The 18,636-nt window shown below is 64.9% G+C and carries 18 protein-coding genes; 4 read left to right on the top strand and 14 right to left on the bottom strand.

Annotated elements, in window-relative coordinates:
* Positions 1-49 precede the first annotated feature (49 nt).
* Positions 50-1,000 (bottom strand): M23 family metallopeptidase, encoded by a 951-nt coding sequence (locus NCCP691_RS04820; protein ID WP_220807111.1) that lies wholly within the window; start codon positions 998-1,000, stop codon positions 50-52.
* A 63-nt stretch (positions 1,001-1,063) separates the two neighbouring features.
* Between NCCP691_RS04820 and NCCP691_RS04815 the strand changes: the two genes are divergently transcribed.
* On the top strand, positions 1,064-1,573 hold the full coding sequence (locus NCCP691_RS04815; protein ID WP_220807110.1) for a DciA family protein: 510 nt from the start codon (positions 1,064-1,066) through the stop codon (positions 1,571-1,573).
* An 84-nt stretch (positions 1,574-1,657) separates the two neighbouring features.
* Here the strand turns inward: NCCP691_RS04815 and lpxC are convergent, their stop codons facing one another.
* The 9 genes from lpxC to glpD all read right to left on the bottom strand — a co-directional run bounded on the left by lpxC (position 1,658) and on the right by glpD (position 11,784).
* Positions 1,658-2,587, bottom strand: coding sequence for a UDP-3-O-acyl-N-acetylglucosamine deacetylase (gene lpxC, locus NCCP691_RS04810; protein WP_220807109.1), 930 nt, complete (start codon positions 2,585-2,587; stop codon positions 1,658-1,660).
* 79 nt (positions 2,588-2,666) lie between these two features.
* Positions 2,667-4,157, bottom strand: coding sequence for a glycerol kinase GlpK (glpK, locus tag NCCP691_RS04805; RefSeq protein WP_220807108.1), 1,491 nt, complete (start codon positions 4,155-4,157; stop codon positions 2,667-2,669).
* A 67-nt stretch (positions 4,158-4,224) separates the two neighbouring features.
* Entirely contained in the window at positions 4,225-5,949 is a 1,725-nt protein-coding gene (locus tag NCCP691_RS04800; RefSeq protein WP_220807107.1) for an ABC transporter substrate-binding protein, read from the bottom strand.
* Positions 5,950-6,039: 90 nt separating this feature from the next.
* The gene (locus NCCP691_RS04795) at positions 6,040-6,324 is read right to left on the bottom strand and encodes a DUF2160 domain-containing protein (RefSeq protein WP_220807106.1); all 285 of its coding nucleotides are present in this window, start codon (positions 6,322-6,324) and stop codon (positions 6,040-6,042) included.
* Between the two features lies 1 nt (position 6,325).
* Complete coding sequence (locus tag NCCP691_RS04790) at positions 6,326-7,141, bottom strand: carbohydrate ABC transporter permease (protein ID WP_220807105.1); 816 nt, start codon at positions 7,139-7,141, stop codon at positions 6,326-6,328.
* Entirely contained in the window at positions 7,138-8,007 is an 870-nt protein-coding gene (locus NCCP691_RS04785; protein WP_220807104.1) for a carbohydrate ABC transporter permease, read from the bottom strand. Before NCCP691_RS04785 ends, NCCP691_RS04790 begins: the two co-directional genes overlap by 4 nt.
* 1 nt (position 8,008) lies before the next feature.
* A complete protein-coding gene (locus NCCP691_RS04780) occupies positions 8,009-9,094 on the bottom strand; it encodes an ABC transporter ATP-binding protein (RefSeq protein WP_220807103.1) in 1,086 nt (361 codons plus the stop codon).
* Between the two features lie 2 nt (positions 9,095-9,096).
* Positions 9,097-10,194: an ABC transporter ATP-binding protein gene (locus tag NCCP691_RS04775; RefSeq protein WP_220807102.1), complete on the bottom strand. Its 1,098-nt coding sequence runs from the start codon at positions 10,192-10,194 to the stop codon at positions 9,097-9,099.
* Positions 10,195-10,260: 66 nt separating this feature from the next.
* On the bottom strand, positions 10,261-11,784 hold the full coding sequence (glpD, locus tag NCCP691_RS04770; RefSeq protein ID WP_220807101.1) for a glycerol-3-phosphate dehydrogenase: 1,524 nt from the start codon (positions 11,782-11,784) through the stop codon (positions 10,261-10,263).
* Positions 11,785-11,943: 159 nt separating this feature from the next.
* Between glpD and NCCP691_RS04765 the strand changes: the two genes are divergently transcribed.
* Entirely contained in the window at positions 11,944-12,705 is a 762-nt protein-coding gene (locus tag NCCP691_RS04765; protein WP_220807100.1) for a DeoR/GlpR family DNA-binding transcription regulator, read from the top strand.
* Positions 12,706-12,755: 50 nt separating this feature from the next.
* Here the strand turns inward: NCCP691_RS04765 and NCCP691_RS04760 are convergent, their stop codons facing one another.
* Both NCCP691_RS04760 and proB read right to left on the bottom strand, forming a co-directional pair.
* Positions 12,756-13,658 (bottom strand): aspartyl/asparaginyl beta-hydroxylase domain-containing protein, encoded by a 903-nt coding sequence (locus tag NCCP691_RS04760; RefSeq protein WP_220807099.1) that lies wholly within the window; start codon positions 13,656-13,658, stop codon positions 12,756-12,758.
* Positions 13,655-14,776, bottom strand: coding sequence for a glutamate 5-kinase (gene proB / locus NCCP691_RS04755; RefSeq protein ID WP_274387221.1), 1,122 nt, complete (start codon positions 14,774-14,776; stop codon positions 13,655-13,657). Before proB ends, NCCP691_RS04760 begins: the two co-directional genes overlap by 4 nt.
* Before the next feature lie 173 nt (positions 14,777-14,949).
* Between proB and NCCP691_RS04750 the strand changes: the two genes are divergently transcribed.
* Positions 14,950-16,164: a benzoate/H(+) symporter BenE family transporter gene (locus NCCP691_RS04750; RefSeq protein ID WP_220807097.1), complete on the top strand. Its 1,215-nt coding sequence runs from the start codon at positions 14,950-14,952 to the stop codon at positions 16,162-16,164.
* A 42-nt stretch (positions 16,165-16,206) separates the two neighbouring features.
* Complete coding sequence (locus NCCP691_RS04745; protein ID WP_220807096.1) at positions 16,207-16,659, top strand: Lrp/AsnC family transcriptional regulator; 453 nt, start codon at positions 16,207-16,209, stop codon at positions 16,657-16,659.
* A gap of 80 nt (positions 16,660-16,739) precedes the next feature.
* On the opposite strand, the gene NCCP691_RS04740 is transcribed toward NCCP691_RS04745, so the two are convergent.
* The gene (locus tag NCCP691_RS04740) at positions 16,740-17,246 is read right to left on the bottom strand and encodes a peroxiredoxin (RefSeq protein WP_220807095.1); all 507 of its coding nucleotides are present in this window, start codon (positions 17,244-17,246) and stop codon (positions 16,740-16,742) included.
* A gap of 141 nt (positions 17,247-17,387) precedes the next feature.
* Complete coding sequence (ftsZ, locus tag NCCP691_RS04735) at positions 17,388-18,560, bottom strand: cell division protein FtsZ (protein ID WP_220807094.1); 1,173 nt, start codon at positions 18,558-18,560, stop codon at positions 17,388-17,390.
* Between the last annotated feature and the right edge of the window lie 76 nt (positions 18,561-18,636).

The raw sequence follows: 18,636 nt of genomic DNA, 5'->3' as shown, positions 1-18,636 counted from the left end.
AGGAAACAATAGCCGGCGCTGAGGGACGGTCCGCCCGGCCGGCCTGTCCCTATTTCGCGGCGAGGGCGTTGAGCTTGGTCGGGTCGGCGCCGGCCGCCAGGAACTTGTGCGGATCCTGCTGCACGCCCTTGACCAGGACTTCGAAATGCAGATGGGCGCCGGTCGAGCGGCCGGTGGAGCCGATGTCGGCGACGTGCTGGCCGCGGCGCACGATGTCGCCGAGCTTCACGCGCAGCTTCGATGCATGGGCATAGCGGGTGACCATGTCGTTGCCGTGGTCGATCTCCACCATGTTGCCGAACTGGTGATGGTATTCGGCGGCGATCACCACTCCGCCGGCGGCGGCGACGATCGGCGTGCCGACCGGGGCGGGGAAGTCGATGCCTTCATGGAAGGCGCTGCGGCCGGAGAACGGGTCGAGCCGCCAGCCGAAGCCGGAGGCGTTGTAGCTGACATTGACCGGCTGCACCGTGGGCAGCAGACGGGCCTTGACCTTTTGCGACATCAGCGTGGTCTCGACCACGTTCATGTAGTCGGCGCGGTGTTCGACATCGCGCGCCATGCGGTCCAGCAGCGCCTGGAAGTCTTCCATCGAAAGCTGGGGCTGCGGCATGCTGCTCGACTCCGCGCCGCCGCGGCCCGGCAGCTCGCGGAAATTGAATTCCTGCGGCTTGACGCCGGCCAGGCCCTGCACCCGCTCGCCGAGCGCATCCAGGCGCATCAGCTGGGCCTGCATCTCGCCCACCTTCATCGCCATCGCCGCCAGGTTTTCCCGCACGTACTTGTCCTTGCGGGCATCGTCATCCTGGCTGTTGGCGGCCACCATGTCGCGCACCAGCGGCAGGTCGACGCTGCCGGCATAGCGGATGGTCAGGTAATACAGGAGGGAAGACGCGAGAATGACCGCCCCGACAAACAGGACGCCGGCCAGCATCAGATGCCAGTGGCTGAGCGTGATCGTCCTGGCGCTGAAGCGGGGGTGCAACAAGATGATCTGCATGACAGCTCCTCGTGATCCTCGGCAGGGGCGAAAAGGCGTGTCGCTTGTGATATGGTGCGACCCATGAAACGCTTTGCCTCATTCCCCATCCGCCAGACAGGCGCAAAGTCTGCACAGCATGTACAGACTTCGCGCGGCGTATCGGATTTTTTGCGCGGCAACGACAAGATGGCCGCGCTGCTGCCGACGGTCGCACGCCTGGCTGCCTTGCAGCAGGACTGCGCGTCGGTATTGCCCGCGCTTTTTGACGCCTGCTCCGTGCTTTCGTTCGAGTCCGGCCAGCTGGTGCTGGCCGCGCCGAACGCTGCCTTCGCCGCCAAACTCAAGCAGCAATTGCCAAAACTGCAAGAGGCCCTGCTCAAGGGCGGGTGGCAGGTTAGCGCAATACGAATTAAAGTGCAAGTCAGAAAGATTGCAGAAAAGACAAGACCGCAGAAGCAGCTGGTACTGCCCTCCGCGGCCAAGTCGGCGCTTGCATCACTGAAGGAATCACTGGAAGAGACGCCGCAGAATCAGGAACTGAAAGCAGCGCTGGAAGCCATGCTGAAGCGGCACGTGTCAGGTTACAGGTGACAGAGGTCAGAGGTCAGAGCGTCGCGGCGAGCGCCAGCTGCAGACTCCACCCTCTGTAACCTGACCTCTGTACCCTGACCTCTGCTACGCCCACTCCTCGAGCAGTTGCGGCGCATAAGCCCGAGGCGCCTTGTCGGCGGATTCGAAGGTCACGATCTCGTAGGCGTCGGGTTGCGACAGCAGCTCGCGCAGCAGCAGGTTGTTGAGCGTGTGGCCGGACTTGTGGGCGACATAACTCGCCAGCAGCGGGCGGCCGACCAGGTAGAGGTCGCCGATGGCGTCCAGGATCTTGTGGCGCACGAACTCGTTGTCGTAGCGCAGGCCGTCCGGGTTGAGGATCCGGTACTCGTCCATCACGATCGCATTCTCGAGTGAACCGCCGCGGATCAGGCCGAGGCCGCGCAGGGTTTCCACGTCCTGCATGAAGCCGAAGGTGCGCGCGCGGGCAATCTCGCGGATGTAGGAATCCGTGTCGAAATCGACTTCGGCGATCTGGCCGGTGACGTCGACCGCCGGATGATTGAATTCAATGAAGAAGCGCAGCTTGAAACCATCGTAGGGTTCCAGCCTCGCCCATTTTTCCTGGGCGCCGCTGCCTTCCCGCACTTCCACCGGTTTCTTGACGCGGATGAAACGCTTGGGCGCGTTCTGTTCTTCCAGCCCCGCCTGCTGCAGCAGGAATACGAAGGAGGCGGCGGAGCCGTCCATGATCGGTATTTCCTCGGCGGTGACGTCGATGTAGAGGTTGTCGATGCCGAGGCCCGCACAGGCCGACATCAGGTGTTCGACGGTGGAAACGCGCACGCCGCCCTTGTCCAGCACGGAAGCCATGCGGGTATCGCCTACGCCATCGGCGGCCGCCGGCAGCACGACCGGCGGATCCTGGTCGACGCGGCGGAAGATGATGCCGGTATCGGGCGCGGCCGGGCGCAGGGTGAGTTCGACCTTGGTGCCGGAATGCAGTCCGACGCCGATGGTCCTGACCAGCTGTTTGATTGTTCGTTGTTTGAGCATAGGGGGCAGTATAGCAACTAACTTCCGGGTCAGTTTTCCGGCCTCGCCCCTTGTTGGCCCCGCACCACGTGCATGAATGTCAATCGTGCTGCAGCCAGTCCCGGGCCTTGCTCACCGCCCGCCGCCAGTCGGCGAGACGGGCGTGGCGTTCGTCTTCCGGCATCGCCGGTTCAAAGCGTTTTTGCACCTGCCACTGGGCGCCGATTTCTGCCTGCGAATGCCAGAAGCCGACGGCCAGGCCGGCCAGGTAGGCGGCGCCGAGCGCGGTGGTTTCGGTGACCATGGGCCGCACGACCGGTACGCCGAGCACGTCGGCCTGGAACTGCATCAGCAGGTCGTTGCGTGCGGCCCCGCCGTCGACCCGCAGTTCGGTCAGTCCGATCGCGGCGTCGCGCTGCATGGCTTCGAGCACGTCGGCGCTCTGGTAGGCGATGGCGGCAAGGGTGGCGCGGGCGATGTGCGCGGCGGTGGTGCCGCGGCTGATGCCGACCATGGTGCCGCGCGCGTAGGCGTCCCAGTACGGCGCGCCGAGGCCGGAAAACGCGGGCACGAAATGCACGCCGCCGGTATCCGGCACGCTGGTGGCGAGCGCTTCGACCTCGTCGGAGCTGCGAATGATGCCGAGGCCGTCGCGCAGCCACTGCACCGCGGCGCCGGCGTTGAACACGCTGCCCTCGAGCATGTAGTCGGTGCGGTCGCCGATCTGCCAGCCCACCGTGGTCAGGAGATTGTTTGACGAAGCGATTGCTTCGCGGCCGGTATGCATGAGCATGAAGCACCCGGTGCCGTAGGTATTCTTGGCCATGCCCGGATGGTGGCAGGCCTGGCCGAAGGTGGCCGCCTGCTGGTCGCCGGCGATGCCGGCGATCGGAACCGCCGCGCCGAACAGCTCGGCGCGCGTGTTGCCCACCACGCCGCTGCTCGGCACCACGCGCGGCAGCAGGCTGGCGGGAATGTCGAGCAGTGCCAGCAGCTCTTCATCCCATCTCATCGTGTGGATGTTGAACAGCAGCGTGCGCGAGGCATTGCTGACGTCGGCCACATGCTCGCCGCACAGCTTGTAGATCAGCCAGGCATCGACGGTGCCGAACGCGAGTTCGCCGCGTTCGGCGCGGTCACGTACGCCCGGCACATTGTCGAGCAGCCACTTGAGCTTGGTGCCCGAGAAATAGGCATCGACCACGAGGCCGGTCTTTTTCTGGAACAGCGCGCCCTTGCCCTGCTCGCGCAGGCTGTCGCAGAACGCCGCGCTGCGGTGATCCTGCCAGACGATCGCATTGGCAACCGGCTCGCCGCTGGCGCGGTCCCACAGCACCACGGTCTCGCGCTGGTTGGTGATGCCCAGCGCCGCCACCTCGCTCGCCGGCACGCCGTTCTCGCGCAATACCTGGCGGGCGACCGCGAGCTGGCTGTCCCAGATCTCGCTGGCGTCGTGTTCGACCCAGCCGGACTGCGGGAATATCTGGCGGAATTCCTGCTGCGCGACATGGCAGGGCCGCCCGTCGTGATCGAACAGAATGGCGCGCGAACTCGTGGTGCCCTGGTCGAGGGCGAGGATGTATTTGCTCATAGCTCTTGTTGTCTGCAAAACCGGCGCAGCATGCACTGCGCCGGTTTCGTCTCACACCACGGCCGGATTACTGCACCCGGCCTTCCTTCCAGGCCTGCAACAGCTTGTCGTAGGCGATGGTCTCGCCCTTGGGCTTTTCATTGGCCAGCTTCTTCCACGGCGCGCCGGTGTCCGACAGATACTTGTTCGGATCGCCCTTGGCGTTGAGCTTGGGCGCGCAATTCTTCATGCCCGCGCGCTGCAGACGCGACATCACCTGGTCCATCTCGTCGGCCAGCTGGTCCATCGCCTGCTGCGGCGTCTTTTCTCCGGTGACCGCGGTCGCCACGTTCTTCCACCACAGCTGCGCCAGCTTCGGATAGTCCGGCACATTGGTGCCGGTCGGCGTCCATGCGACGCGCGCCGGGCTGCGGTAGAACTCGATCAGGCCGCCGTACTTGGCCGCGTTCTTCGTGAAGTACTCATGACGGATGTCGGAGTCGCGCACAAAGGTCACGCCGACGATCGACTTCTTGAGCGAGGTGGTCTTCGCATTCACGAACTGCGCATACAGCCAGGCCGCCGCCTTGCGCTCGTCCGGCGTGGACTTGAAGAAGGTCCAGGAACCGACGTCCTGGTAGCCGTTCTGCATGCCCTGCTTCCAGTACGGGCCGTGCGGGCCGGGGGCCATGCGCCACTTCGGCGTGCCGTCCTGGTTGATGACGGCCTGGGCCTTGGTCATCGGCGCGGTGAAGGCAGTGTACCAAAAGATCTGCTGGGCAATTTCGCCCTGCCCCGGCACCGGACCGGCCTCGGAGAAGGTCATGCCCTGCGCCTGCGGCGGCGCGTATTTCTTCATCCAGTCGACATACTTGGTCAGCGCATAGACGGCGGCCGGCGAGTTGGTGGCGCCGCCGCGCGCGACCGAGGCGCCGACCGGGGTGCACTTGTCGTCGGCGACGCGGATGCCCCACTCGTCGACCGGCATGCCGTTGGGGATGCCCTTGTCGGCGGTGCCGGCCATCGACAGCCAGGCATCGGTGAAGCGCCAGCCGAGGGACGGGTCCTTCTTGCCGTAGTCCATGTGGCCGTAGACCTTCTTGCCGTCGATTTCCTTGACGTCGTTGGTGAAGAAGTTGGCGATGTCCTCGTAGGCCGACCAGTTGACCGGCACGCCCAGCTCATAGCCATACTTGGCCTTGAACTTTTCCTTCAGGTCCTTGCGCTCGAACCAGTCGGCGCGGAACCAGTACAGGTTGGCGAACTGCTGGTCGGGCAGCTGGTAGAGCTTGCCGTCCGGCGCGGTGGTGAAGCTGGTGCCGATGAAATCCTTGAGGTCGAGGTTGGGGTTGGTGAATTCCTTGCCCTTGCCCGCCATGTAGTCCGACAGCGGCTCGATGGCGCCGTAGCGGTAATGGGTGCCGATCAGGTCGGAGTCGGAAATCCAGCCGTCGTAGATGCTCTTGCCGGACTGCATGGAGGTCTGCAGCTTTTCGACCACGTCGCCTTCCTGGATCAGGTCGTGGCGCACGCGGATGCCGGTGATTTCCTCGAAGGCCTTGGCCATGGTCTTGGATTCGTAGACGTGGGTGTCGATGGTTTCCGACACCACGTTGATTTCCTTGACGCCCTTGGCCTTGAGCTTGTCGGCGGCGGCGATGAACCACTTCATTTCTTCCAGCTGCTGCTGCTTGCTCAGCGTGGACGGCTGGAATTCCTGGTCTATCCATTTCTCCGCGGCCTTGATGTCCGCCCAGCTTGCGCCGCTGGTCAGCATGGCTGCCGCCGCGAGCGCTGTCAGTCTGATTTTCATATCTCCACCTTTTGTCATTGCCTTCCCGGGACAGGAACGCCGCACGAGGGGAAGGACCCGTGCGCCGCCGCGGTGCCAAGCCGGGGCCGGTCAGCCCCAGCGCATTACAACCAGAAGCACTACGAAACCAATTGCCGCGCCTATCCATTGCGTGAGGTCGGTCGCGCCGGCCCAGGCGAGATTCACATAGGCGGCCGCCAGCAGGCCGATGAACAGGCGGTCGCCGCGGGTGGTCGGGATCGGCAGGAAGCCCTTGCGTTCTATCGTCGGCGAACGCAGTTCCCACACGGTCATCGCCGCCAGCATCAGCACCACCGCCGAAAAGAAGATCGCCACCGGCGGCGTCCAGGCCATCCATTCGAATGCGTTTTCCATCTCACACCCTCCCCATCGCGAAGCCCTTGGCGATGTAGTGCCGGACGAACCAGATCACCAGCGCGCCGGGCACGATGGTGAGCACGCCGGCGGCCGCCAGCACGCCCCAGTCCATGCCGGCCGCCGACACCGTGCGCGTCATGGTGGCGGCGATCGGCTTGGCGTTGACCGAGGTGAGCGTGCGCGCCAGCAGCAGCTCGACCCAGCTGAACATGAAGCAGAAGAAGGCGGTCACGCCGATGCCGGCCTTGATCATGGGCAGGAAGATCTTCACGAAAAAGGCCGGAAAGCTGTAGCCGTCGATGTAGGCCGTCTCGTCGATCTCCTTTGGGATGCCGGACATGAAACCCTCCAGGATCCAGACCGCCAGCGGCACGTTGAACACCATGTGCGCGAGCGCGACCGCGATATGGGTATCCATCAGGCCGAAGGTCGAATACAGCTGGAAGAACGGCAGCAGGAACACCGCCGGCGGCGTCATGCGGTTGGTCAGCAGCCAGAAGAAGAGGTGCTTGTCGCCGAGGAAGGAATAGCGCGAAAACGCATAGGCGGCGGGCAGCGCGACCAGCACCGACATCACCATGTTCATCGCCACGTAGATGATGGAATTGATGTAGCCGTCGTACCAGGACGGGTCGGTGAAGATGGCCTTGAAGTTGTCGAAGGTCAGCTGCTGCGGCACCATGGTCAGGGCGCCCACGATCTCCTCGTTGGTCTTGAGGGACATGTTGAGCATCCAGTAGATCGGCAGCAGCGACAGCAGCAGGTAGACCGCCAGGATGGCCGCGGTGTAACGCGGCCGGGTTCTCGTCTTCATTTCTTGTCTCCCGTTCCGACCCGTTGCATCCAGTTGTAGAGCACGAAGCAGAACAGCAGGATGATCAGGAAGTAGATCAGCGAGAAGGCCGCCGCCGGGCCGAGGTCGAACTGGCCGACCGCCTTCTGTGTCAGGTACTGCGACAGGAAGGTGGTGGCGTTGCCGGGACCGCCGCCGGTCAGCACGAAAGGCTCGGTATAGATCATGAAACTGTCCATGAAGCGCAGCAGCACCGCGATCATCAGCACGTTGCGTAGCTTGGGCAGCTGGATGAAGCGGAACACCGCCCAGCGCGAGGCGCCGTCGATCTTCGCCGCCTGATAGTAGGCGTCGGGAATCGCGCGCAGGCCGGCATAGCAGAGCAGCACCACCAGGGGCGTCCAGTGCCACACATCCATCGCCAGCACGGTGAGCCAGGCGTCGATGGTGTCGCCGGTGTAGTTGTAGTCGATGCCCATGCTGTTGATCGCATGACCGAGCAGGCCGATGTCGCCGCGCCCGAAGATCTGCCAGATGGTGCCGACCACGTTCCAGGGGATCAGCAGCGGCAGCGCGATCAGCACCAGCGACAGCGAGGCGCGCCAGCCCTGCGCCGGCATGCACAGCGCGATCAGGATGCCGAGCGGGATTTCGATCGCCAGCACCGACAGCGAAAACAGCAGCTGCCGGTACAGCGCGCCGTGCAGTTCTTCGTCGCGCATCACCATCTGGAACCATTCCGTGCCGACGAATACCCGCTGGTTGGGGCCGAGGATGTCCTGCACCGAATAGTTCACGATGGTCATCAGCGGCACGATCGCCGAGAAGGCCACGCACAGGATCACCGGCAGGATCAGGAACCAGGCCTTGTTGTTGACGGTTTTCATGTCATGCCACCCGCTTGTCGTTGACGTAGTAGAGCGTGCGCTGCGGCGGCAGGCTGAGCCAGACCTGCTCGCCGGCGCGCGCCTCGCATTGCCGCAGCTTTGCCGACACCGCATGCGCGCCGAGCCGGAAGTCGGCCAGGCAGTGGGTGCCGAGATTGCGCACCGACTGCACCACTGCCGGCAATGCGCCGGGCTGCTGCACGCTGCCGCACTCGACGAACTCCGGCCGGATGCCGAGCTTGATCTCGCCCTGCGCACCCTGCAGCGCCGACTGCGCCGCCGGGCTGAGGGGCAGCAGGCCGGCATCGAGCCTGGCGCCGCCGTTCTCGATCCGGCACGGCAGCAGGTTCATGCCGGGACTGCCGATGAAATAGCCGACGAAGGTATGCGCCGGTTCTTCGAACAGCTGTTGCGCGCTGCCGGCCTGCACCACCTCGCCCTGGGTCATGACCACCACCTGGTCGGCGAAGGTCAGCGCCTCCACCTGGTCGTGGGTCACGTAGATCAGGGACAGTTTGAGCTCGTGGTGGATCTCCTTGAGCTTGCGCCGCAGGAGCCACTTGAGATGCGGGTCGATCACCGTCAGCGGTTCGTCGAACAGCACGGCGGCCACGTCCGGGCGCACCAGTCCGCGGCCGAGGGAAATCTTTTGCTTGGCGTCTGCCGACAATCCGCTCGCCCTGTGCCTGAGGTCGGACGACAGGTCGAGCATGGCCGCCACCTGGTGCACGCGCTTGTTGATCTCCGCGCCCTTCCAGCCGCGGTTGCGCAGCGGGAAGGCGAGGTTGTCGAACACGGTCATGGTGTCGTAGATGACCGGGAACTGGAATACCTGGGCGATGTTGCGCGCCTCCGGCGGCAGGTTGGTGACGTCCTTGCCGTTGAAGAGCACGCGCCCGTGCGACGGCGTCACCAGGCCGGAAATGATGTTGAGCAGCGTGGTCTTGCCGCAGCCCGAGGGACCGAGCAGCGCGTAGGCGCCGCCGTCCTTCCATTCCATGTTCATCGGCCGCAGCGCATAGTCGGCCGGCGACTGCGGATCGGGCTTGTAGGCATGGGCCAGGGACTGGAGTTCGATGCGGGCCATGTTCAGTTCCCCTTGCGTTGCGGCGCCGACAGCAAGGCGCCGTCGCGGGCATACAGGAAGATGTCGGCGCCGCGGCAGTACAGCGTGCAGCGCGAACCGATCGGCAGGTCCTGCACGCCGGGCAGCTGCGCGACCAGGGCGAGACTGCCGCGATGCGCATGCAGATAGGTCTCGGAGCCGCTGATCTCGGACAGTTCCACCTCGGCGTCTATCGCCACCTCGCCATCCTGATGCGCGGGCGCCAGGCGCAGGCTGTGGGCGCGCAGTCCGAGCACCAGCTCCTTTTGCGTCCCGGCCAGCCTGCGCTGTTCCGGCAGCAGCGCGATCGCGAGGCCGTCGTCCAGACGCGCGTTGCCCTGCTCGTCGAGACGGGCCGGCAAGAGATTGATCGGCGGATCGCTGAAGGTGCGGGCGGCGTCGAGCGAGCATGGCGCATCGAAGACATCGACGGTCGGCCCGGACTGCAGCAGCCGGCCCTCATGCAGCAGCGCCACGTGGCCGCCGAGCTGCAACGCTTCCAGAGGTTCGGTGGTGGCGTAGACGACGGTGGTCTTGCCTTCGGAGAAAAGCGCGGTGAGTTCGCGCCGCAGTTCCTCGCGCAGCTTGTAATCGAGGTTGACCAGCGGCTCGTCGAGCAGCAGCAGGCCGGCCTGCTTGACCAGCGCGCGGGCCAGGGCGGTGCGTTGCTGCTGGCCGCCCGACAGCTCGGACGGCATGCGCTGCAGATAGGGAGTGATGTGCAGGCGCTCGGCCATCTCGTGCACGCGCTGGCGGATCTGCGCTTCCGGCACGCGCTTGATCCGCAGCGGCGAGGCGATATTGTCGAAGACGGTGAACGACGGGTAGTTGATGAACTGCTGGTAGACCATGGCGAGGTCGCGCTCGCGCACCGGCACCCCGGTCACGTCCCGGCCGTCGGCGAGCACGCGGCCTTCGTTCGGACGGTCGAGTCCGGCCATCAGCCGCATCAGCGAGGTCTTGCCCGCGAGCGTGGCGCCGAGCAGCACATTGATGGTGCCCGCTGCCAGCGTCAGCGACGTCGGATGGATGTGCTGCTGCGCACCCACCCTGCTGCCGACGTTTTCCAATGCAAGATGCACGTCTCCTCCTTTTTTGTCCCTTTTCCCGCCCTTCCCGTGTTCTTGTTGTCGGGCGGCGGTCGCATCTCAGGCTTTCGCCTGCATCCATTCCTCCAGTCTTGCTTCCGTGCCGCGCGGCAGGTGCAGGCCGAGCTTGCTGCGCCGCCACAGGATGTCGGCGGCGGTGCGCGCCCATTCATGCCGGCGCAGGTATTCCACTTCCGCCGCATACAGACCGGGCGCGATCTCCTCGCCCATGTCTTCCACGCTCATGCGGCCGGCGAGCAGCAGGCCGATGCGCGTGCCGTAGGCGCGTGCGTAGCGGGCCACCACCGGGGCCGGCAGCCACTCGTACTTGCGCTGCATGGCCTTCACGAAGCTGTCGAATTCCAGCACGCCCCGCTTGCTCGGCGCCGCGCCGTACAGGTCGCCGCCCGGCAGGCAGGCGTCCGCGGTCCAGCCGGCGGCGGGCCTGCCCAGCCGCGCTGCCAGCATATCCACCGCTTCTTCCGAGAGTTTGCGAAATGTCGTGATCTTGCCGCCGAAGACCGACAGCAGCGGCGCGCCGTCGGTATCGAATTCGAAGCGGTAGTCGCGGGTCACGGCGGATGCCGAAGCCGACTCGTCCTCCACCAGCGGGCGCACGCCGGAATAGCTCCAGACCACGTCGGACGGAACGATGGGCTTGCGGAAGTAGTAGCCGGACAGCTCGCAGAGATAGGCGATTTCCTCATCGGAGATGCGGACCGCGTTGATGTCGCCGCGGTAGTCGAGGTCGGTGGTGCCGACCAGGGTGAAATCCTGTTCATAGGGAATCGTGAACACGATGCGGCCGTCCGGATGCTGGAAGATGTAGGCATACGGATGGTCGAACATGCGCGGGACCACGATATGGCTGCCCTTGATCAGGCGCAGCACCTTGTCCGACGGGCGCTGCATGGCGCTGGCCAGGAATTGCGCGGCCCACGGCCCGGCGGCGTTCACCAGCGCGCGGGCGCGCACCGTGATCTCCCCCGACGGCTGTTCCAGCCGCGCCAGCCAGTGGTCGCCCTCGCGCCGGGCGGCAGCGCAGCGGGTGCGCGGCAGCACGGTGGCGCCCCGCTGTTCCGCATCGACCGCGTTGAGCACCACCAGCCGGGCGTCGTCCACCCAGCCGTCGGAGTACACGAAGCCGCGGCTGAACTCCGGCTTGAGTGGCGCCCCCGCCGGATGCCGGTGCAGGTCGACCGAGCGGGAACCGGGCAGCAGTTCGCGCCTGGCGAGGCTGTCGTACAGGAACAGACCGGCGCGGATCATCCACGCCGGACGCTGCCCGCGGTCGTGCGGCATCACGAAACGCAGCGGCCACATGATGTGCGGCGCAGCGCGCAGCAGCACTTCCCGCTCGATCAGCGCCTTGCGCACCAGACCGAATTCATAGTGCTCCAGGTAGCGCAGGCCGCCATGGATCAGCTTGGTCGAGGCCGAGGAGGTGTGGGCCGCCAGGTCGTCCTTTTCGCACAGCACGACCGACAGCCCGCGCCCGGCGGCATCGCGCGCGATACCGGCGCCATTGATGCCGCCGCCGATGATCAGCAGGTCGCATTCGATCGTGTTGCGGGGACTGTTCATCCGGTTCTCGCCTGGCGAAGTTATTCTCGGTAAGATGCGAAGTGCTAAAGATACGACATCAAACGAAAACAAAGCAACAGCTTTTTGTCCTTTTCTTTTTCGTTTGTTTTCGTATGCTTGAATTTTACAAACCTCGCAGGATTTCCACGGGAAGGATGAATGGCGCTTAATCCACGTCAAAGGCAGCTGCTGGAAGTCGTCCGGCAGCGGGTCACCATGTCGGTCGAAGACCTGGCGCAGGAACTGGGCGTGACGCCGCAGACGGTGCGGCGCGACGTCAAGCAAATGGAGGAAGAACGGCTGCTGGCGCGCTATCACGGCGGCGTCGGACTGCCCTCTTCGGTCGAGAACATCGACTACAGCCAGCGCCAGGTGATGAATATCGAAGCCAAGCGCCGCATCGCGCAGGCAGTGGCGCAGCAGGTGCCGCCGGGCTGCTCGCTGCTGATCAACATCGGCACCACCACCGAGGAAGTGGCGCGCGCGCTGGTGCGGCACCAGGGCCTGCACGTGGTGACCAACAATCTCAACGTCGCCGCCATCCTGGCCGACAACCCGCACTGCGAAGTCATCATCGCCGGCGGCGTGGTGCGCGGGCGCGACCGCGGCATCGTCGGCGAGGCCACCATCGACTTCATCCGCCAGTTCAAGGTCGACATCGGCATCATCGGCATTTCCAGCATCGAGGAAGACGGCACGCTGCGCGACTTCGACGCGCGCGAGGTGAAGGTGGCGCAGACCATCATCGAGCAGTCGCGCCAGGTATGGCTGGTGGCGGACCGCGACAAGTTCGGCCGGCAGGCGCTGGTGCGGATGGCGCACCTGTCGCAGGTGGACATGCTGTTTACCGACGCGAAGCCGCCGGAGAATCTGGCGCGGGTGCTGAAGGAGGCTCAGGTGAAACTGGTGGTGGCGCCGTAAGCGCGGTTTGTGGATGCGGGAAGGCGGCGCTCCCGCATCCGTGGCCGTGATCAGGCAGCGAGAAGGTCTTTTCTCAGCATGAAGCGCTCATTGAGCTTGCGCGAGCCGATATAGAAGCGGCTCATGTTTTCGCAGTGCTCGATCAGGTCCGCCCGGCCGGTCATTTTCGCCACCCGCACGATGTTCCGGTAGATATCGCTCACTGGTGAATCGAAGCGCAACTGCAGTTCGGACAGACGGACGAGGATGGCTTCCGCCTGAAACGGATCCGTGAAGTCGGTCGCGAGCATGGCGAGGAAGTCTTCCAGGTCTTCTTCCTCCAGTTTCGCCCGCGCCACCATCGCGGGACGGTGCGACTCGTCGTGTGCGGCCTTGTCCCTGAAGATGCGCGAGTAGTGCGGCACATCTTCGTCGGTGTACTGGAAGTCCAGGCTCAGAATCCGCCGGTTGTCATGGCCGAGATTGTGGGCGCCGTGCGGCAATGTCGATTCGAGGATCCAGATGTCGCCCTTGCGCATCCTGAACACACCGAAGTGTTCCTCGGTGTGATAGGAGTCGAGGCAGGTCTCGAGCGGGATCAGGATGCGGATGTAGCCGTCCTTCTTTTCCGACAGCTCGAGAAAGTCGACGTGGGGTATGACCTGCCCCTTGATGAGGTTGCGCACGCGCGCCATGCGCATGTGTTCGACGTCGAAGGTTTCTTCGATGATCTTGCAGAGATAGGGCGTCGCCTGTCCGATCTGCGTCCTGCGGGCGGGATGATCGTAGTCGGTGTACTGGGTGTCGGACCATTCGCCGGTGCGGTTGTAGATCGAGTGGTTGATCCAGGTCCCGGAGCTGAATTCGTCGTACTGCTCCTTGATGATCGGCACGCCGGCAAGCACGGCCAGGTCTTTTTTCAGCGCTGCGTTGTCGAAGTTGATGCGACCGGCCAGAACGGTTCTCGTTGTCATGCAAGTCCTTCCAAAATTGAGTGGGGAACGATGTTCCTGTAGCTGATCACCGGCTTCGCGACCGCGGGCGAAGAGGCATGCGGGCTTGCGGCGTCGGCAATCATTCTCTTGATGTCACGTGCGCTGTAGTTGCTTATGCCTTTTCCAAGCTTCCCTCCATTCGTGTCCTCGATTTCTATCGTTTCTCCGGCCGCGAAGTCGCCTCTGACGGCGGCGGACAGCCCGACCGTCAGGTCGGCGACCATCTCTTCCGGATTCGCTTGCTGCCGCGCCACGATCAGCGCGCCTTTCGCACGGAGGCAGCCCGCGAGCCACAGCCCGCGTCGCTGCAGACGGCAGCGTCCCGGTTCCAGGCGTGTTCCTATCGGTTCGCCCTGGCTGATGCGGGCCATCAGGTTGCGGGTATGGCCGGCGGCGATGGTGGTGGCGCCGCCGGACAGCGCGAACAAGCCTGCGGCGCGCACCTTGCTCGCCATGCCTCCGCGCCCCCATGCGCCGCTGCCGCCCGCCGCCTCGCGCAGCCAGGCGGCGTCGGCCGGTGCGTGTGCGATCAGGCGGGCATCGGCCGACTTGCGAGGATCGCGGGTGTAGAGGCCTTCCTGGTCGGTCAGGATGAGAAGGTGGCCGGCGCCGATCATGTTGCCGACCAGGGCCGCGAGCATGTCGTTGTCGCCGAAGCAGACTTCTTCGGTGCTGACCGTATCGTTTTCATTGATGACCGGGATCACGCCCATGCGGAGCAGCGTCCGGATCGTGGCGGCAACATTGACGTAGCGCGCGCGGTCGGCGAAGTCGTCGTGGGTGAGCAGCAACTGCGCGGCATGGACGCCGTGCAGGCGAAAGGCGTCTTCATACGCCTGCATCAGTCCCATCTGCCCTACCGCCGCTGCCGCCTGCAGGCGGGGCAGTTGTGAGGGACGCTGCCGCCATCCCAGGCGGACGACGCCTTCCGCGATCGCCCCGGAGGAGACGAGAACGACGTCGAGCCCGGCACGGCGGAGTCCGCATATCTGGTCCACCCAGCCCTGCAACGCATGTCTGTCCAGCCCCATTCCCCCTGCGGTCAACAGCGCGCTTCCTATCTTTACCGTCCAGCGTCTTCTCCGGTTTGCAGACATCGTCGAGCGGGCGACAGGCGGTCCTGTCGACACCAAATAGTTAAGAAGCTGGCAATACTACGAGTAGAATTGCAAAAAAGTCAACTAGTTGTGGTTAAATGCTCACTTCGCCCGCAGCGCCTGTCCGGCGCGGGCTGAAATACCCCCAACGCGTTTCGAAAGGTGAATGGAGAATGATGTTGCGAATCATGCGGGACTTTTCCCTGTCCGCCGCCGTGGCCGGGCTGGTGGCCCTGTTTGCCACCTACAGCGGCCCGGTACTGATCGTGGTTCAGGCGGCGCAGGCCGGCGGGCTGTCCGCGGAGTTGCTGTCCACCTGGATCTGGGCGGTATCGATCGGAGCAGGCTGTGCCGGTCTATGGCCGACGCTTCGGCACCGGATGCCGGTCATCGGCGCATGGTCGACCCCGGGCGTCGCCCTGCTGATATCCGGGCTCGCGCAGTATCCGTTCAGCGACGTCATCGGGTGCTATCTCGTGCTGACCGTACTGGTCACGCTGATCGGCGCCACCGGGCTTTTCACCTGGCTCATGGCTCGCCTTCCCGCACCCCTGCTGTCGGCGATGATCGCCGGCGTGCTCTTCCAGTTCTGCACGAAAATCTTCCAGGCGCTGCACGGCATGCCCGCCGTGGTGCTGCCTGTCCTCGTCACTTATCTTCTATGCCGGCGGGCGCTGCCACGGTATGCGGTGGCGGCTGCCCTGGCCGTCGGCATCCTGGTCGCGGCCGGTCACGCCGGATCGGCGCCCCCGGTCGAGCTTACTCTCGCGCGACCGGAACTGACTTGGCCCACGTTCTCCCTCGATGCGCTCGTCGGGCTCGGATTGCCGCTGCTGATCCTGGCGCTGACGCAGTTCGCCACTGCGATCCATGTGCTGCGCAATGCAGGCTACGAGATCTCACCGAAGTCGGTCGTCGGCGTGAGCGGCGTGATATCGATTCCGCTTTCGCTTTTCGGCTCGTCCGGGACCAACCCGGCGGCGATCGTCGGTGCCATCTGCGCCAGCCCGGAGAGTCATGCTGACCCGCGGCGCCGCTATATCTCCGGCGTGGTGTGCGGCGTCGGCTACCTCGCGATAGGCATCTTCGGCGCATCGGTGGTCGCGTTGTTTGCACTGCTGCCTGCGGGGCTGACGACGACGCTGGCGGGCCTGGCATTGCTGGGCACGCTCGCGTCCAGCCTTGCTTCGTCGCTCGCGGATGAAACGGAACGCGAGGCGGCGCTGGTGACCTTTCTGGCAACCGCTTCCGGCATTTCCTTCTTTGGACTTGGCTCGGCGCTCTGGGGACTGGTGCTGGGCGGGCTGACCCTGGCGGTGATGAAGTCAAGAATGCCCAGGTCGCCGCACCCGGTTGTCGCCGCCGGCACCCCGGCCGAGGAACCGTGACCCACGCGCGGTTTGTCGTTCCGCCCGTGCGAGGGATGTCAGATGCTTGACCAGATCAACCGGCGCATACTGCGCGAGTTGCAGGAAAGCCCGACGATCAGCAATGCCGAGCTGGCGGCGCAGGTCGGTCTTTCCCCTTCCACATGCCTTGCACGCCTGCGGCGGCTGCAGGAAGCGGGGTTCATTGTCGGCTGCTCGGCCTTGCTCAATCCAGATCTGCTCGGCTTTCCGCTGCTCGTCTTTACGGAAGTGAGCCTGCGACGCGGTGTGCCATGGGAGGGATTCATATCCGCCGTGCAGCGGCTGCCGGAGATCCAGGAGTGCCACCGGGTGGCGGGGCATTTCGATTATCTGCTGAAGATCCGCGCGCGCAGCCTTGCGGACTATCGCGGATTCATCTGCGAGCAGCTGCTTGTGCTCCCCTGCGTGCAACGGACGCTGACGCGGGTGGTGGTGGAAGATCTTGCCGTAGCGGGCAAGCTGCAGCTGACGTAGACGGTCGTCCGCATGCACGAGAGGGAGGGAGGCGGCATGCCTCCCTCAAACCAGCGGCAGTGCCTGCGGGGCGCGGCCGGTCAGCCGAGCTGACCGAGCAGCGTCTCCGCATTCGATACGTCGAACTTGCCCGGCTGCTCCACGTTGAGCTGCTTCACCACGCCATCCTCAACCAGCATCGAATACCGCTGCGAACGCAGGCCCATGCCGAAGCGCGGCACTTCGGCGGCGAGTCCGAGCGCCTTGCTGTAGGAAGCGTCGCCGTCGGCCATCATGCGCACGATGCCGGTCGCCTTCTGGTCGCGGCCCCAGGCGCCCATCACGAAGGGGTCGTTGACCGAGATGCACCAGATCTCGTCCACGCCCCGGGCCTTGAACTGGTCGGCCAGCGCGACGAAGCCCGGCACATGCTTGGCGGAGCAGGTCGGCGTGTAGGCGCCGGGCAGGCCGAAGATCGCGATCTTCTTGCCCTTGACGAGGTCGCCGACCTGGAAGGTGTTCGGCCCGAGCGAGCAGCCTTCGCTTTCGACTTCGATGAATTCCGACAGGCTGCCCTGCGGCAGGCGATCTCCGACATTGATGCTCATGTGTCCTCTCCTTTGCATTAAATCGGCGGCGCAAAAAAACGCCGCGCCACCGTCATCACGGTGGCGCGGCCAGTATGCCTTTTTCTTGGCAGGATTGCATGCTTGCCCCTGCCGCCGGCAGGGACTCATGCATCCGGTGCTTCAGTCAGCCTGTTTGCGCAGGAAGGCCGGGATGTCGTAGGTTTCCATGCCGTTCTTCTCCAGCGCGCGCACGGTTTCCGATGCCGACTCGCGGCGCCAGACGGCCGGCTTGCTCAGGCCCTCGAAGCCGTTGCCGCCGGTGGCCATGCCGCCGTGCGCCATGACCGGCTCGTTGTGCGTGCCGGTGCGCAGCATAGGGGTCTGGACCAGCTGCACGTTCTTGCGGGCGCGGCCCAGGCCGGTGGCGACCACGGTGACGCGGATGTCGTCGCCCATGCTGTCGTCGTAGGCGATGCCCTGCGCGATCGACGCGTCCGGCGCGGCGAAGGCGCGCACGGTGGCCATGACTTCCTTGATTTCCTTGCCCTTGAGGCTGCGGCTGGCGGTGACGTTGACCAGCACGCCGCGCGCGCCGGACAGGTCGATGCCGTCCAGCAGCGGCGAGGCGACCGCCTGCTCGGCGGCGATGCGCGCGCGGTCGACGCCGGAAGCGGTGGCGGTGCCCATCATGGCCTTGCCCTGCTCGCCCATGATGGTCTTGACGTCGTTGAAGTCGACGTTGATGTGGCCCGGCACGTTGATGATCTCGGCGATGCCGGCGACCGCATTGTTGAGCACGTCGTCGGCATGCTGCAGCCATTCGATCATGCTGTCGTCTTCATAGATTTCTTCCAGCTTCTCGTTGAGGATGACGATCAGCGAGTCGACGTGCTGCGACAGCGCTTCCAGGCCTTCCTCGGCGATTTCCATGCACTTGGCGCCTTCGTAGGAGAAGGGCTTGGACACCACGGCAACCGTCAGCGCGCCGAGCTCCTTGGCAACCTCGGCCACCACCGGCGCGGCGCCGGTACCGGTGCCGCCGCCCATGCCGGCGGCGATGAACACCATGTGCGCGCCGCGCAGCGCGTCTTCGATGCGCGCACGCGAGTCTTCCGCCAGCTTGCGGCCGACTTCCGGCTTCATGCCGGCGCCAAGGCCGCTGTCGCCGATCTGGATCAGGTTGCCGGCCTTGGAAGCGGCCAGCGCCTGGGCATCGGTGTTGGCGGCGATGAACTCCACGCCGGACACGCCCTTGTTGATCATGTGTTGTACCGCGTTGCCTCCCGCGCCTCCGACCCCGACGACCTTGATGACGGTGCCCTGATTTGCGTTATCGATCATATCGATTTCCATGTTGACTCCTCAGATATTGCAGTTCTCAGTCGATAGTCCCCGCGCGATGCGGCGACTGGCGACTGGAAACTGCGGT

The sequence above is a fragment of the Noviherbaspirillum aridicola genome (genome assembly GCF_019656455.1).
GTDB classification, from domain to species: domain Bacteria; phylum Pseudomonadota; class Gammaproteobacteria; order Burkholderiales; family Burkholderiaceae_D; genus Noviherbaspirillum; species Noviherbaspirillum aridicola.
Note: the sequence above shows the minus strand (reverse complement) of the source record. Positions and strands in the feature narration are given on the sequence as shown.